At 56.9% G+C, this 15,716-nt stretch carries 13 protein-coding genes; 7 read left to right on the top strand and 6 right to left on the bottom strand.

The genetic code is table 11. From position 1 onward, the window contains the following. Nucleotides 1-186 precede the first annotated feature (186 nt). The 3 genes from glgP (at nt 187) to RMR13_RS02850 (ending at nt 4,394) form a co-directional block, all read left to right on the top strand. Nucleotides 187-2,388 carry an alpha-glucan family phosphorylase gene (gene glgP / locus RMR13_RS02860; protein ID WP_310599128.1) on the top strand — a complete coding sequence of 734 codons (2,202 nt, stop codon included), beginning with the start codon at nt 187-189 and terminating at the stop codon, nt 2,386-2,388. A gap of 278 nt (nt 2,389-2,666) precedes the next feature. Beyond that, entirely contained in the window at nt 2,667-3,089 is a 423-nt protein-coding gene (locus tag RMR13_RS02855) for a hypothetical protein (RefSeq protein WP_309413629.1), read from the top strand. Between the two features lie 12 nt (nt 3,090-3,101). Further along, entirely contained in the window at nt 3,102-4,394 is a 1,293-nt protein-coding gene (locus RMR13_RS02850; protein WP_310599127.1) for a radical SAM protein, read from the top strand. Nucleotides 4,395-4,405: 11 nt separating this feature from the next. On the opposite strand, the gene RMR13_RS02845 is transcribed toward RMR13_RS02850, so the two are convergent. Beyond that, nucleotides 4,406-5,368, bottom strand: a complete 963-nt coding sequence (locus tag RMR13_RS02845) for a tRNA-dihydrouridine synthase family protein (protein WP_310599126.1) — start codon at nt 5,366-5,368, stop codon at nt 4,406-4,408. Between the two features lie 148 nt (nt 5,369-5,516). Between RMR13_RS02845 and RMR13_RS02840 the strand changes: the two genes are divergently transcribed. Next, on the top strand, nt 5,517-5,927 hold the full coding sequence (locus tag RMR13_RS02840; RefSeq protein WP_310599125.1) for a transcriptional repressor: 411 nt from the start codon (nt 5,517-5,519) through the stop codon (nt 5,925-5,927). A gap of 86 nt (nt 5,928-6,013) precedes the next feature. On the opposite strand, the gene tyrS is transcribed toward RMR13_RS02840, so the two are convergent. The 5 genes from tyrS to RMR13_RS02815 all read right to left on the bottom strand — a co-directional run bounded on the left by tyrS (nt 6,014) and on the right by RMR13_RS02815 (nt 10,753). After that, nucleotides 6,014-7,228, bottom strand: a complete 1,215-nt coding sequence (tyrS, locus tag RMR13_RS02835) for a tyrosine--tRNA ligase (RefSeq protein WP_310599124.1) — start codon at nt 7,226-7,228, stop codon at nt 6,014-6,016. An 8-nt stretch (nt 7,229-7,236) separates the two neighbouring features. Further along, nucleotides 7,237-8,802 (bottom strand): ribonuclease Y, encoded by a 1,566-nt coding sequence (rny, locus tag RMR13_RS02830; protein ID WP_409070250.1) that lies wholly within the window; start codon nt 8,800-8,802, stop codon nt 7,237-7,239. A gap of 674 nt (nt 8,803-9,476) precedes the next feature. Continuing rightward, entirely contained in the window at nt 9,477-9,764 is a 288-nt protein-coding gene (locus RMR13_RS02825; protein ID WP_310599122.1) for a cell division protein ZapA, read from the bottom strand. Nucleotides 9,765-9,782: 18 nt separating this feature from the next. Continuing rightward, nucleotides 9,783-10,100, bottom strand: coding sequence for a cell division protein ZapB (gene zapB, locus RMR13_RS02820; RefSeq protein WP_310599121.1), 318 nt, complete (start codon nt 10,098-10,100; stop codon nt 9,783-9,785). 167 nt (nt 10,101-10,267) lie between these two features. Continuing rightward, on the bottom strand, nt 10,268-10,753 hold the full coding sequence (locus tag RMR13_RS02815) for an NUDIX hydrolase (RefSeq protein WP_409070248.1): 486 nt from the start codon (nt 10,751-10,753) through the stop codon (nt 10,268-10,270). Nucleotides 10,754-11,115: 362 nt separating this feature from the next. On the opposite strand from RMR13_RS02815, the gene RMR13_RS02810 reads away from it, so the two are divergent. From RMR13_RS02810 to RMR13_RS02800, 3 genes are all read left to right on the top strand, one after another. Then, nucleotides 11,116-12,096 (top strand): lytic transglycosylase domain-containing protein, encoded by a 981-nt coding sequence (locus RMR13_RS02810; protein WP_310599119.1) that lies wholly within the window; start codon nt 11,116-11,118, stop codon nt 12,094-12,096. Between the two features lie 474 nt (nt 12,097-12,570). Beyond that, nucleotides 12,571-13,419, top strand: coding sequence for an HDOD domain-containing protein (locus RMR13_RS02805; protein ID WP_310599118.1), 849 nt, complete (start codon nt 12,571-12,573; stop codon nt 13,417-13,419). A gap of 11 nt (nt 13,420-13,430) precedes the next feature. Continuing rightward, entirely contained in the window at nt 13,431-15,590 is a 2,160-nt protein-coding gene (locus RMR13_RS02800; protein WP_310599117.1) for a response regulator, read from the top strand. Nucleotides 15,591-15,716 lie beyond the last annotated feature (126 nt).

Genomic DNA, 15,716 nt, shown 5'->3' with positions numbered 1-15,716 from the left:
CCATACGGTGAAAAATTAAAAAACGCACGAAAAAGAATTTACTGTGCCGCCAGATAAATACAACATTTTTTTCCCGGAAAATTAATTTCCTTGCAAAAGAACACCGGCTTATCTAAAGTCTTTCCGCTTCAGTCGTACTGTTTTTTTCATCTATTTGTCCAGAAAACAAGAAAAATTATCACTTCTATGAATATTCCTTCCTCGGATTCCCCCGTCCGCATCGAGCAATTAATCTGCACCAACCGTTTCGGTACGTTTTTTGGTGTTTCCCAGCAAGTTTTCGATCGGGTCTGGCACCAACTGACCAGCCCGGACGGTGAATCCGTGGCCTATGTTTCCATGGAGATCGGCGCCGATCCCGATGTGTTCCATCCGGTCATGGACCGATTGGAACACGCCAGGATCCGGGAACATGCCAACTCGCAACTCGATGGGCTCGTGCAGAAGTACCTGCATGGCCCCCGCAAAATACCGAATTACAGCGGTGGCCTGGGGGTACTTGCCGGCGACACTCTTAAAAGTTTCGCCGACTTGCATGTCCCGGCCCTGGCCATCAGCCTGCTCTATCGGGAAGGATATTTTTCCCAGATCGTCGATTCCAAGGTCGGGCAGATCGATCACGCCACCCGCTGGACCCCCGAAACCACGCCTTCACTGTTCCAACTCCGGAATCCGGAGGCTCCCGAGAAGCCGCTGGTCATCGAAATTCCCTTTTACAACGGCCAACTTCACCCCACGGTGGTCAAGGCGCATGTGTGGATGAAATTGGAGATTTCCGGCCAGCTCGATTCGTTCGTACCGGAATTTCTGATCGATTACAGCCTGCCCGACTCGCCGGCCTGGGTCATGGAGTCCGCCCACCAGCTCTACAACGCCAAGTCGGCCATCATCAAGGCCAACCAGCGCCGGATGCTGGGTTCCGCCATTCTGCCCTTGCTCGACGTGCTCGGGTGCACCTCCCGCACCATCCATCTCAACGAACAGCACGGCATTACCGTCACCCTGCACCTCATTCTCCAGGAACTGCACGACACCTTCGGCGATGTCGCACTCGACCGGATATCCGACGCCGATATTCTCGCGGCGGCAGAGCGGGTTTCGCGCAAGATAGTCTACACCATCCATACGCCGGTGAAGGCCGGCCACGACCGTTTTTCCAGGGAGCTCTATTCCGCGATCAGCCACAACGCCTTTCAGCGAATTCTCAATCTCCTGGCCCATGACGAGGAAATCAGCCACGAATACAACTTCACCGCCATGGCCATGCGGATCAACCGGGCCATCAACAGCGTCAGCCGGCTGCACCGCGATGTCACCAAGAAGCAGTTCCCGGCCTTTGCCAACAAGATCAAGGCGATTACCAACGGGGTCCATCACCTGACCTGGATCAGCGAGCAGCGGGCCGCCTGTTTCAACCAGACTCCCTCGCTCCGCTCCTGGCGCACCGATCCCAGCTGTTTTTGCACCCTTGCCGGCCAGGATGCGGCCGATCTGGCTCCCAAGCTCGAGGAGGCCTGGCGCGCGGACAACCGGCAGCTGATCGCCTACGTCAACGCCATGCTCAAGCGCCATCGCGAGCAAATGATCGAGACCTGGATCGATCCGCCCAACCATCTTTCCAGCCTCCCCGAGACCGAGTGGCTCCAGCCGGGAGTCTTCACCATCGGTTTTGCCCGCAGATTTTCCACCTACAAACGGGCCGACCTGATTTTCGACGATATCGACCGGCTTTCCGATATTCTCATCTCCCTCAATCGGCCAATCAATTTTCTGTTCGCAGGCAAGGCGCATCCCGCCGACGAACCGGGCAAATCGGTTTTGAAGCTGATTCTGGACAATCAGGAAGAGCTGTATATTCGCAGCAAGGGCCTGGGCAAACTGGTTTTCATTCCCGGATACGACATGCAGTTGGCCAAACTGTTGGTCAGCGGCGTGCATGCCTGGCTCAACAGCCCCAAGCGGCCGCTTGAGGCAAGCGGCACCAGCGGCATGAAGGCGGCAATGAACGGCGTGCCGAATATCAGCATCATGGACGGCTGGTGGGTCGAGGGCTACCATGAAGGGCAAACGGGCTGGAAGTTCGGGTACGAAGGCCCGGTCGAGGAAGCCGACCTGAGCGAGGCGCCCGATGCCCTGCTCTATACCGAGGATGCCGCTGCCTTTTACCAGGCTTTACCCGCGATTCTCGAGTCGTTTTACGACCGCCCGGAAACCTACCTGGAACGCGCGCTGAACAACCTCCGGCTCAACATCCCCATTTTCAATACCCATCGCATGGCCGCCGAGTACGTTGCGCAGTACGGCCTGCGCCTGCCACAGGATCAGGAGGAGTTGATCGACCGCTTCCGCCGCTTGTATCTGAGCGAAGAGAACGGTCCGCACAATTAGGTTCTTTGCGAGCCGGGCATTTCATTGTTCCGGCTTTTGCGGCGCCTGCGGGGAAGATTCGGAAGCGTTTTCCCGAACAAAAGCAGTGCTTATCCCAATGAGGTGCAGTATAAAAAGCCTCATCCCCTTCGTATCGCCTCGCAAGAAAGGCTGACGGGGCGGTCGCAGGCTTTCGTGTGCCGACAGGAAGCGATGGGCAATTTTGCGTATGCAACCGCCGCCCCGAACAACCCTTCAAGACGATTTGAATTTGTTTGACAGATCACCAAGGAGAACGCATGGCCCGACACATAAACCCAAGTAATTCCACCAATAAAACCATAGACGCCATTGATCGGAAAAGGGAGCGGGAGCGACATTTCATGCTCAAGAAGTCGCGGGAAATGGCTGCCGAGTTGGCCGTTGCTTTGGTGCAACGGCTGCTGGATCTGCATATCATCGAAACCAATTCCGTTCACGCCATCCAGGAGGCCATTGCCAGACAGTTGCAACAGCTGAGCGACATGGAGGAATTCGACATGCAGTTCAAGATCGCCCCGATCAGAAACCTGACACCGGACCCCAACGTCATCAGTCTCTATCTGACCCAGTACATTGTCGAAGATCTGATCGACCACCCCAACATTCAGGATGTCTTCGGCGACGACCTGGAAGTGTATCGCGCCGTGGATTCGGTCCTGACCCGCATTCGCCCGCGGTGATCATGCCCCATCATGACGGGTGCTCGTCCCTCAACCGTCCCCGCCCTTGTCTTTGCCACCAGCTCGGGAGAAATTCTCGATTATGACGGCCTATCCATGGCCGGGAGCGCTGCTGGCCGGATTAGCGCCCCCGCGCCGAACGACCTGATCGAACTGCCGCCGGGCAGCGAGTTGTTCGCCCTGCCGGCCCGCTTACCCATCGGAATCGAACCGGAAAGCGGAGAACCGGCCCTTCTCGATACCAATCCGTACCAGCCCGGCGAATCGATTCAGGCGGTGGCCGCCTTCATGGCACCCGCCCATACCGCCATTTTGTCTGCGGCCTACCGGACCGACGACGCCGGTGCTCCACTGCTGCCGCTTTTCGCCTACACGGCGGTCGGCTGGGCCGACGGCAAATTCTGGGCGGCCGGTTTCCGCAGCGACAGCGATTGCCGCCAGGATGCCGATCAATTCAACCAGCGCCTGCTCAACCAACGCACCCGCAAACAGCTCAACTGCCACAAGAACAACCGCCTGATCCAGCATCTCGGCAAATGCTGTCTCACCTACGGATGTCCTGCCGCCCGCAACTATTTCCTCGGGCGCTGGGAAGCGCCGCTGCCCTGCTCCCCTTCGTGCAATGCCGCCTGTGTGGGCTGCATCTCCCTGCAGCCCTCGGGCTGCTGCCCCTCGACCCAAGACCGCATCGTCTTTGTTCCCACGGAAAAAGAGATCGCCGAGGTGGCCGTCCCCCATCTTGAGGTTGCACCCCGGCCCGTGGTCAGCTTCGGCCAGGGATGCGAGGGGGAACCGTTGCTGCAGGCCGGCTTGATCGAAAACAGCATCCGGCTCATCCGTTCCCGCACCGACCGCGGCACGATCAACCTCAACACCAACGGCAGCTTGCCCGATGCGGTGGAGCGACTTGCCCAGGCCGGGCTGGATTCGATCCGTATTTCTTTGAACAGTGCCCAGCCCGAACACCACCGGCTCTATTACCGGCCCAAGGGCTTTGATCTGGCCGCTGTCTGCCGATCGATCACGGCCATGAAACGGCACGGCCGCCATGTCTCCCTCAACTATTTCATCCTGCCTGGCTGTACCGACGATCCGGCCGAATGCGCCGCCCTATCCGAGCTGATTGCCGAATACCGTCCGGATTTCATCCAATTGCGCAACCTGAACATGGACCCGGAATATTATCTGCGGATAATCGGCCACCGGGGCGATGTACCGCCCTTGGGAATCAGGAATTGGCTGGGGCAACTCCAAGGAAAATTTCCGGATCTCAAGTTCGGCTACTACAACCCGCCCCTGCGATAAGGGCAAAAAGGTCAACCGCGCGGCGGCTGTTCGCAATCGTTGAGCGCGAAAAAGGCCTCGGCATGGTCCCATGCCTGCTCGATGGATTCGCTCGCTTGCACCTTGGCCGCCAGATGGTGACCAAAGAAATAGTTTGTAGCGAAATGGTGGGTGAATTCCTTCAGCCGCCCCAACCTCCGTTCGGGCAGAAACCGCTCGTTCAGCGATGCCACGAAGTTTGCATACAGCCGTGGCAGGCGGACATCGGGTTCCGGTACCGCCATCCCGTATACCTCCCGGGCAATGCTGGCAAAAACCCACGGCTTTCGCGCCGCGGCCCGACCGATCATCAGCCCGTCGGCTCCCGTTATCTTCAAACAGGACCGGGCACTGTCCACCGAGTCGACGGAGCCGTTGGCAATCACCGGCACCTCCACCCATTGCTTGACTTTGGCCACCCACTCCCACTTGGGTGGGCGGGTGAACGGTTCGCCCCGCAGCCGGGCGTGCACGGTCAGCATATCGATGCCTTCGCCGGCAAGCATTCGGCAGAAATCGCGCAAAACGTCTTCGTTCAGCGTCTCGCCGAGCCGTATTTTGGCCGAGAGCGGCAACGAGGTCTGCTTGCGTGCCGCTGCGACGATCCGCCTGACCCGGGCGGGATCATCCATCAGGCTGCTGCCGCCGCCCGCCCTACGGACCTGGGGCGCAGGACAGCCGAGGTTGAGATCGACGACATCCGCCCGAAGGCGATGCAGCGCCTCGAACACCCTGGCAATGATTTTGTCGTCGGTTAGGAGGAGTTGGTACGACAGGGGCGATTCCTGCGCGGTTCGCACCAGATAGGGTGAAAAGTCCGGTCGTTCCGCCGGCAAGCGTGCTGCCGCCAGCATCTCCGTGCTGAGCAACCCGACGCCGCCAAACTGGAGAATAGCGGTTCGCAGCGCCGAGTGAGTCAAGCCCGCCATGGGTGCCAGCAGTAGCGGTGGCCACACCTCAATCTCCCCTAAGCGCATCTACTCACACCGTCTCGCATTTTTCCACAGTCTCTCGCCACGTTCAGGCTTGACATCGCAGCAGCGTCCATGGTAGATTTAAGAATTATTATTTATTGATACCTTTATCTCATTGAAAAGGCATAGAATGAACGCGCCAGCATCGACATTCCGGCTAACAACACAACGACAAATTATCCTTGAGGAATTATCGAAGGTTAAGACGCATCCGACTGCCAGCGAACTGTACGACATGGTCCGCAGGCGGTTGCCCCGCATAGGCTTGGGTACGGTCTACCGCAATCTCGAGTTGATGGCCGAACAAGGCATGATTCTCAAAATCGAGGTTGGCGGCACGCAAAAGCGCTTCGATGCCACTACCGACAACCATTACCATATTAGATGTTCGATATGTGGTAAAGTCGATGACATCGATGTACCGGTCATCCATGAACTGGTTGCCCAGGCCACCGAGTCGTCTGCCTATCTTATCATGGGCCATCATGTGGAGTTTACCGGCATTTGCGGTAATTGCCAGAAGCAGCCGCGTCTGCAATAGCCTCCCCGCCCCGATCCGCTTTCTGCCGCAAAAAATACGGGCGGCTCGCAAACAGCGAGCCGCCCGTTGTCTTTCCGCAGCTTTTTTCAGGAAAAAATAACCCGGCAAAATCGACGCTTGCCGACTTTGAGCAGTACCGCTCCCTTGGTAGGGATGACCGTATTGCCGTCATCCACCCGGGCGCCATCCAGCGACACCGCGTGCTGCTGGATCATGCGGCGGCCATCGGAGGTCGATTTCACCAACCCGGCATCGAGCAGGAGCTTGGGGAGCCAAATCTCGTTTTCCGTCGCGTCGAGGCGCACCTCCTCGATTTCGTCCGGCATCTCATGACGGGCAAAGACCTGTTCGAAGGTCCGCTCCGCCTCGTCCGCTGCGGCCGGGCTGTAAAACCGGGCGACCATCTCTTTTGCCAACTGCACCTTGACCGATTTGGGGTGCAGCTGGCCGCGCTCGATCTGCTCCCGCAAAACCGCGATTTCCGCCATCGGCAGGTCGCTGAGCAATTCGTAATAGCGGAACATCAATTCGTCACTGATCGACATGATCTTGCCAAAGATGTTGTCCGGTGGTTCGGATATACCGATATAGTTGCCCAGCGATTTACTCATCTTATTGACGCCGTCCAAGCCTTCCAGCAGCGGCATGGTAAGCACCACCTGCGGTTCCTGCCCCCGGCTTCGCTGGAGATCCCGGCCCATCAGCAGGTTGAACAACTGATCGGTGCCGCCCAGTTCAACGTCGGCCTTCATGGCCACCGAGTCGTACCCCTGGATCAGCGGATACAGGAACTCGTGGATCGAAATCGGACGATTCGATTCGAACCGCTTCTTGAAGTCGTCCCGCTCCAGCATCCGGGCCACGGTCAATTCCGAGGCAAGGCGGATCATGTCGTAGGAAGTCAGCTTGCCGAGCCAGGTCGAGTTGAAGACCACCGTGGTCTTGTCGGGATCGAGAATCTTGAAGACCTGTTCCTTGTAGGTTTCGGCATTGCGCTTGACATCCTCCGGAGTCAGCGGCGGCCGGGTATCGGACTTGCCGGTGGGATCTCCGATTAGGCCGGTGAAATCGCCGATCAGGAAATGGACATTGTGCCCGAGTACCTGGAAATGGCGCAATTTCTGGATCAGTACCGTGTGGCCGAGATGCAGGTCAGGGGCGGTGGGATCGAATCCGGCCTTGACGGTCAAGGGCACGCCGGTCTCAAGCGACCGGGTGAGTTTCTTGACCAGGTCTTCTCTGGAATGGAAATCGACCGCACCCCGTTCGATCAGGGCAATCTGTTCTTCAACCGACTTCATCGCACCCCCTACTTGGCGTATTCCACTGCTCTGGTTTCACGGATGACCGTGACCCGGATCTGGCCCGGATAGGTCAATTGTTCCTCGATGGCCTTGGCGATGTCGCGGCTGAGCAAGGTGGTTTCCTCATCGCGCACCTTTTGACTGTCCACTATGATCCGCAGATCACGACCGGCCTGAATGGCATACGATTTTTCGACCCCGGTGAAACCATTGGCGATATTCTCCAGATCCTCCAACCGCTTGACATAGCTCTGCAGCATCTCCTTGCGCGCCCCCGGCCGGGCACCGGAAAGGGCGTCCGCCGATTGCACCAACACATCCAGCACGCTTTTGGGCGGCTGATCTTCGTGATGGGCGCCGATGGCGTAGACGATGTCCTCGGCCTCCCCGTATTTGCGGGCAAGATCGCGGCCGATGATGGCATGCGATCCCTCCACCTCGTGGTCCACCGCCTTGCCGATGTCGTGCAGCAGTCCGGCCCGCTTGGCCTTCTTCACATCAAGGCCCAGTTCGGCGGCCATCACTCCGCAGAGGAATGCCACCTCCAGCGAATGCTGCAAAATGTTTTGGCCGTAGCTGGTCCGGTACTTCAACCGGCCGATCAGGTTGATCAATTCCACATGCATGCCGTGGGCACCCACGTCAAAGGTGGCCCGTTCGCCGGATTCGCGGATACCGATCTCCAACTCCTCGGTTACCTTCTGCACCACCTCCTCGATACGGGCCGGATGGATGCGACCGTCGGAGATGAGTTGCTCCAGCGCCAATCGGGCGACCTCGCGCCGAATGGGGTTGAACCCGGAAAGGATGACGGCTTCGGGCGTGTCGTCAATGATGATATCGACCCCGGTTGCGGCCTCGATCGCCCTGATATTGCGACCTTCACGGCCGATAATCCGACCTTTCATCTCCTCGTTGGGCAGCGGCACCATCGACACGGTCTTGTCGGCCACATAGTCGCCGGCATAGCGGGCAATGGCCAAGGCCAGGATATTCTTCCCTTTCCGATCCGCCTCCATCTTCATTTCGTTTTCGATCCGGGACAGGCGCTTGGCACATTCCATCCGCGCTTCGCTTTCGATGGACTGCATGAGCTGCACTTTGGCCTCTTCCCGATCGATACCGGCAATCTGCTCCAATTTATACCGCTGCTCGTCGATCAAACCGTCCAGAGTCTGTTTTTTCGTGGCAACGTTGGCTTCGTTGGCCTCCAGATTTTCCTCGCGGTATTTCAGGCTCGCCTGTTTTTCCTCGAGAATCTGAAATTCCCGTTGAATCTCGTCGAACTTTCGGTTCAGGCGGCGCTGGTCTTCCTTGATTTCCAGGCGGTTTGCCTTCAATTCGCGATCGGCTTCCTGTTTGATCAGAAACGCCTCTTCCTTAGCCTGAAGCAGGGCTTCCTTTTTGATTTGCTCGGCTTCGCTGATTGAATTTTCAATAATCTGGCGGCCTTGCAAGGCAATGTTTCGCTGGTTGCCTTCCACCAGTTTTTTGCGCAGAAAGATACCCAAGACAACGCCGACCACCAAATTGATCAGCGCCAAAAACAGAGTTATTGCATTGAGTTCCATAAACAAATCATCCATCCTCCTCTATATGAAAAAAGGGTCTGTCGTACTCCACGACGACCCGACGCAGATCCATGCTGACAGGTGAAAAAAAGAAATGGCTGCGCGGCCGGTGCGACCCGCAGCGTCGTACGGAAACGCTGATCGATTTCAGCGACGAGAAGAGGCCAAACTTTCAGGACAGGCTTAAGTGTTCCCTTGGTCTTGCGGACGCCGGAGACTCAAAGAAATGCTTGGTCGTGTAACATGCAAGCGACACGACTCTCTCGAACAGCCTGGATGGAGGGTTACGCATATATGGTAAACCTGATCGCATCAGTGTTGTCTTTTCTATCGCAGGACCAGCATTGCCTGTTCACATCCGCTGCGCCATCTTTGCTGCGTTGACAATGGCGTCTATGCAAGGAGCGGTTCACTCAGCCGGCAACAAACCCCCCGCGCTGCCGTGTCAACGAAATGATTAAACCTAATTGAATTAGGTGGGCACTGCCCCCGTTGGCGGCTGGGACTCAATAAAGCGTCCCATGATCCAACTTCGAGGCTGCCCTTTTCGTGCGAGTTGGCTCAATACTTCGCAGATCACCAACAGAGCAGGGGTACTATTTTTTTCTTACTGTTCCTTGTTGTCGCTACTATACCGCAACTCTCTCGCCAGCTAAACGAGAATCTACAAAAACTCAGTTCAATCCCGAAACGACTTTGTCGATCAGACGGGCTAGGTTCGCCTCCTGTGATTGACGATATGCATCGAACTCGCGATGCAGCTGGACATATTTGGCCGCCATGCGCAAACAACCCAAGACCAGCATCTTGCTGGAGGGCACCGAGCTGCGACTGAATGTATCGCCGCTTTCAAGCTCCTCGCGCAACAGCGCGATGACGGAATCCACCTCCTCCTCAGACGCATTGCTGTAGAAAGTGAATTCCTGTCCGAACAGCTCAAAGCGGACTAACCGATCCTGCATCGGAGGCCGGGATCAGGGTCAACTGTTCTTGCCGTCTGCGGAATCGCTGAACAGCGACCCCTGGATGCTCTCATATCCGCCGCCCTTTTCCGCCGAGAACGTCTCCTGGTCCGATTCCCACTGTTCGATGCGGCCGAGCAAGCCGGAAACCCGGTTACCGACCTCGGTCCGTTCGGTGGTCAGATTGTAGATGTTGTTTTTCAATTCCGCGCATTCGGCGTCCCGCTCGCTCAACGTTGCCTGCAAGGAGTGAAAATCCGCTTTCAGCTGATTGTATTTATTCAAAAGTTTATCGACGAACTCCTCAAGGCGCACCAACTCCGCATTGTTTTCCATGACCGTATCCTTTCATATTTTTCAGTTGCCGAAAGGCCGCCAACATAACCTTCCGAAATCATAACATAACTTAAACAGTGCTAACTATACAAATCGAGCCAGCCGAACGCAAGAACTTTGCAGAGAGCAAAACCGGACCGGTTCGTTTTTCCATCGAACCGCGCACGTCAAATACGGATGTATTCCCAGGCAAGGGGCCGGCCGTCGGCATACGGCATATAGCCATGAAAAGGCCGCGGATCCTCATCGAACACCAGGGGCAAAAAATAGCGGTCGCCCTCCCACATGGGTAAGGCATCGAGGGTGGCGAGGGCATGCCATGCAAGATCCCCTTCCTCGTTTTTTGCTTTCGGTATGCCGGTAAATGCGGTGATCAGGAAAACAAAACCGAGCCAATTTTCCCCCTCCGGTCCGAAACCTGTCCAGTTGATGGTGCCCCGCAACTGCACTTCCGTGCATTCAAGCCCCGCCTCTTCCCGGATTTCCCGTCGGAGACAGGTCATTACGTCTTCATCGGCCCGCATCTTGCCCCCCAGGCCGTTATATTTCCCGAGATGTTGATCCGACGCCCTGGCATTGCGGTGCACCAGCAGGGTCTGCGTGCGGTCGGGGGAGACGATATAGCCCAGGGTTCCAATGATAGGCATGTACATGCGGCAAAAACCTCAATTGACAATTTGGCGGACAGTCCGTCTTTTGGCTGCAACTTCTGTCGCCGGACGGAATGTATCATGCTATACTAACTCAATTAACAGAGTAGAGTAACAGAGCGTTTGCCGGTCTGTCACTCCCCTTGTCCACCCGTATTCGGAACACCATGGTCGCTTTTAACCTCTTACGATCCCCGCGTCTTGCCTTTGCCCATGCGCTTGCGGCCCTCTGCCTGTCGTTGACATGTCCCGCCACCGTTATGCCGGTCCTGGCTGCCGAGAAATTCCCTATCTATCCATGTCTCCGAGCGAATGTAAAATTTTGGGAGAATGTTTACAGTCGTTATTCCACCCGTCAGGGCATTTTGCACGACACGGATAATCTCAGCCGCGTCTACGCGATTGTCGAGCTTGTCGATTGGGAAAGCGGGGATGCAGCCCGAATCAACAGCGAGCGGATCAAGGCGGCCAAAGACCGGATCAACGACATTCTGACCCGGCTCGGCAACGGCACCCCTCCCCGAACGGCGGAAGAACAACGCATCGCCGGATTGTTTCCGCCCAAACGGCGTGCCGTTTATCACGAAGCGCGGGAGAACGTCCGCCTGCAGCTTGGCCAGAGCGACCGTTTCTACGAAGGAGTGGTCCGCTCCGGCAAGTACCTGCCCCAATTCAAGCGGATTTTTGCCGCCCAAGGCCTCCCGCCGGAGCTGGCATATCTCCCCCATGTCGAATCCTCGTTCAATCCCAAGGCGTACAGCAAGGCCGGCGCCGCCGGTCTCTGGCAGTTTACCCGTTCCACCGGAAAAGAATACATGACGGTCAACGAGCTGATCGATGAACGCTACGACCCCTTCATCGCCACTCAGGCCGCCGCCCAACTGTTGAAAGGCAATTACGAACAACTCCAAACCTGGCCGCTTGCCCTCACCGCCTACAATCACGGCCGAACGGGCATGCTCCGGGCCGTGCGGCAAGCAGGCAGTTACGAAAATATATTCCGCTCCTACGACCAAGGTTCGTTCAAATTCGCTTCCAGGAATTTTTATTCGGAATTTCTTGCCGCGGCACGGGTGGCGATCCGCATGGGCAAGACGCCCCGCTTTCCCTTTGAACGGCCCGAGGCAACAATGACCGTGCGCTTGGCTCAGGATATGCCCGTCAACCGGCTGCGGACATTGTACCGCGTCTCCGCCGACAATTTCAACCGCCTCAATCCAGCCCTTTTATCGCCGGTCATCAAAGGCGAGCAAGCGATTCCCCAGAGCTACCAGGTGCGGCTTCCGGCCGCCTCGCGGGGGAAAGTCCGCCCCAGCCGCCGGTCCAGCCGGTCGGTCCGCACCTAGCTCAGCGCCTGGCAGCAACCACATTGCAGCGATTTTTTTATTCAGCCTGCCCAAAACGCCCCGAAGATAGGGCAATCAATGCCGCTCCCCCGGCTCCTCTTTGCAAATCGACATGTTTAATGCATTAGAAATACATTAACTCTTCCACTCGAAGCGGTGAACATTCCGCTTCGATCCCTGCCGTGAGGGATCGAAAAAAAGCAAAATTTCCAAAAAGAACAGAGCTTTCCCGCAAGAAATTCTTGAACGGCCAAGCCGTATGCCCTAATAGTTGAATATGGTAGCATCGTTTTCCCTTGGCTGACCCCTTACGCTCATCATGACGGGTAACCGCCCGTGTACATAGACTCAAGGTGGCAGAACTCCCTGACCGTCGCAATGCCCAAAAGGGCACGACGGCGCGACCGGGAATGCAGAACGATGGCGTTTTCCGCAAACTTTTGCCCGCGATCAGTCAAACCGAGGTACAGCGCCATGACTCCAGCCGAGATCCTTATAAAAAAATTCAAAAAAATCAAAACACTACCGCACATCGTCACCAAACTGGCCCAACTGATCAACGATGAGAACTCGACCTTGCAGGATTTCGAGGAGGTCATTCGGCTGGATCCCGCCCTGGTCGCACGCCTGCTGACCCTGGTCAACAGTTCCTACTTCGGCCTGACCCGGAAAGTCGATTCCATCTCGCGGGCAGTGGCCCTGCTGGGCATGAAAAATCTCCACAACATCGCGGTTACCGATGCCCTCCAGCACATGCTCCGCAGCCACTCCGGTACCACCGAATTTTCCCCGCAGGCCCTGTGGCTGCATAGCGCCGCCTCGGGCATATGCTGCAAGATGATTGCCGAGCGCATTTTCGCGCTCAACGGCGACGACGCCTACCTGTGCGGCATCCTGCACGACATTGGCCTGATTGTCGTCATGGAAGCCGACCCGGAAGTGTTTCTCAAGCTCATCGGTCAACTGGAACCCGGCGGTCCCTCCCTCGTGGTGCTGGAGCGTGAACTGCTCCAGACCGACCACAGCGCAATCGGCTATATGCTTGCCCAGGAGTGGCGTCTTCCCGAGGCCATCGCCGACGCCATTCGCGACCACCACGCAGACGACCTTGTCGACGTTGCCCCGCACTCCCCGACCGGCATCCTGCAGATGAGTGAATACATCGTCCAGCAGCTTCATTTTCCCGCCATCAAGGAAGGACTGGCGATGACTCTCGCGCCCTCCCTGGCCGCCCACATCCAAGACAACGTGGAAGAGTACAAGGTGCTTGCCGAAGATCTTCCGGAAGAGCTGGAAAAAACGAAAAATATGTATGGAGGCTGAAGCGATTTCCGATGATGCTCTCCCCTCTTTTCGCCGATCTGGTCGATCCGCTCGAACAATTGACCGCCCTGCGGATGCACCTGGAACAAGAAACCGACCACCTCCTGTTTTTCTGCCTCAGCCACTTCGGTCCCCATGCCGCTTCCGAGGGATTCCCCCTGGATGCCGGTCTCGCCACCCTCTTCATCAAGGAACGCCAGCACCCCTCTCCGGAAACGACCTTTGTTGTGCAGGGCAGACGCTATTACCTGACCGCTGTCCCCGACCTGCAAGGGCACATCCTCACCACGCCGCTTTGCGCGGAACAGGCCAACGATATAGCCCCCTGGGTGGCAGATCTCATCCGTCTGGCCATTCGTCTTTTTCTTGCCCGCCGGGAGACGGACGAGACCGCCAACCGACTCCGCATCCAAAAAAAGCAATTTGACCGGAAAGCCGCGGTCCTGGAAAAAAAATTCCAGGACATCATGGCCGAAAACGAGCAAAACTACCAAGAGATACAAAAACAGCAACTTACCTATGCCAACAGACTGCAGGCGGAAATCAAAACCCAGACCGCCGAACTGCGGACGGCAAAGAAAGCCGCCGAAGCCGCCAATATCGCCAAGAGCGAATTTCTGGCCTCCATGAGCCACGAAATCCGCACCCCGATGAACGGCATCATCGGGTTCACCGACATGCTTCTCGATACCGGGCTTGGCGACGAACAAGAGGAATTTGCCCAGACCATCAAGCGCAGCGCCTACGCTCTCCTTTCCCTGATCAACGACATCCTCGATTTTTCCAAAGTAGAGGCGGGGAAACTCGATTTGGAATGCATCAGCTTCGATCCCGAAATCACGGCTCAGGATGTGTGCGACCTGATCCGGCCTAAAGTGGTCGGGCAGCCGATTGAGGTGCTGTGCCGGATTGACGACGCCCTGCCGGCCAATGTCATGGGCGATCCGGGCCGTTATCGCCAGGTTCTGGTCAACCTCATGGGCAATGCGGCCAAATTCACCAAACAAGGCGAGTTGGAACTCGCCGTCATGGTGGCGGACGAAACCGAGGCGACCATAACGTTGCATGCCACCATCCGCGATACCGGCATCGGTATCCCCAAAGACAAGCTGGAAGTGATTTTCGAGGCTTTTCGGCAAGCCGACGGCTCCACCACCCGTGAATACGGAGGAACGGGACTGGGTCTCTCCATTTGCCGAAAAATAGCGGATCTCATGGGCGGGCAGGTGTGGGCCGAAAGCCACCCCGAAGAGGGCAGCACCTTTCATTTCACCGCTACGCTCAACAAGGCGCCGCAACAGCAAAAGAAGACGTTCCACACGGTCAGTCTGGCCGGCAAGCGGGTGTTGATCGTTGACGACAACCTGACCAACCTCAACATTCTTACGCATGTGCTCCGGTTAGCCCGCCTGGAGGTGACCGCCGTGGCCGACAGCGGCACGGTTCTGTCGATTCTGCGTCAGGCAGCGGAAGAACGGCGCCTGTTTGATCTTGTCATTCTGGATATCCAGATGCCCGAACCCGACGGCTATACCCTGGCGCGTCGTATTCGCAGCGAATTGACCGGCACAAGCTCTCTGCCCCTGCTGGCCTACACCTCGACCACGGACAAAAGTGCCCAACGTTGCAAAAACGCGGGGTTCGATGCTTTTTTAATCAAGCCGGTCCGTCGGGAAATTCTCTTCAAGACCATTGAAAAACTGCTGGGTGCCGATGCACCCGCCGAGGCCGGCCCGGTGGAATCACCGTCCCTCATTACCCAATACAGCGTCCGCGAGGCCATGAAGCAATCGGTCCGGATTCTTCTTGCTGAAGACAATCCGGTCAATCAAAAGCTGGCGGTGCTGATTCTCACCAAGGCCGGCTACAAGGTCACGGTCGTCAATAACGGTCGCCAGGCGGTTGATGCCTTTGCCGAGAATCCCGAAGAATTCGACCTCATTCTCATGGATGTCCAAATGCCTGAGATGGACGGTTTAGAGGCAACCAAGGAACTTCGTGCCCGCGGATATGCAACGATTCCCATCGTCGCCATGACCGCCAACGCCATGAAGGGTGACCGGGAGATTTGTCTTGAGGCAGGCATGAGCGACTACATCGTCAAGCCGGTCAAGCGAGAGATTATTTTCGAGATCATCGAAAAATGGCTGTATCGCGATTTGGGGAGATAAGCTGCCGACTCTGTGCAACGGCCCGCTGAGTTCGTCGTGTTTCTCCCAAAAAAGGCGGGGTGAGCCAGCCGTTACCGTAGTCGGCGATACGGATTTGTTGTCAGTGAAAGGATGCTTCGGTTCACC

The sequence above is a fragment of the Desulfobulbus sp. genome, from assembly GCF_031547805.1.
Taxonomy (GTDB): domain Bacteria; phylum Desulfobacterota; class Desulfobulbia; order Desulfobulbales; family Desulfobulbaceae; genus Desulfobulbus.
The sequence above is the reverse complement of the archived record's forward strand: the minus strand, read 5'-3'. Positions and strand labels throughout refer to the sequence as shown.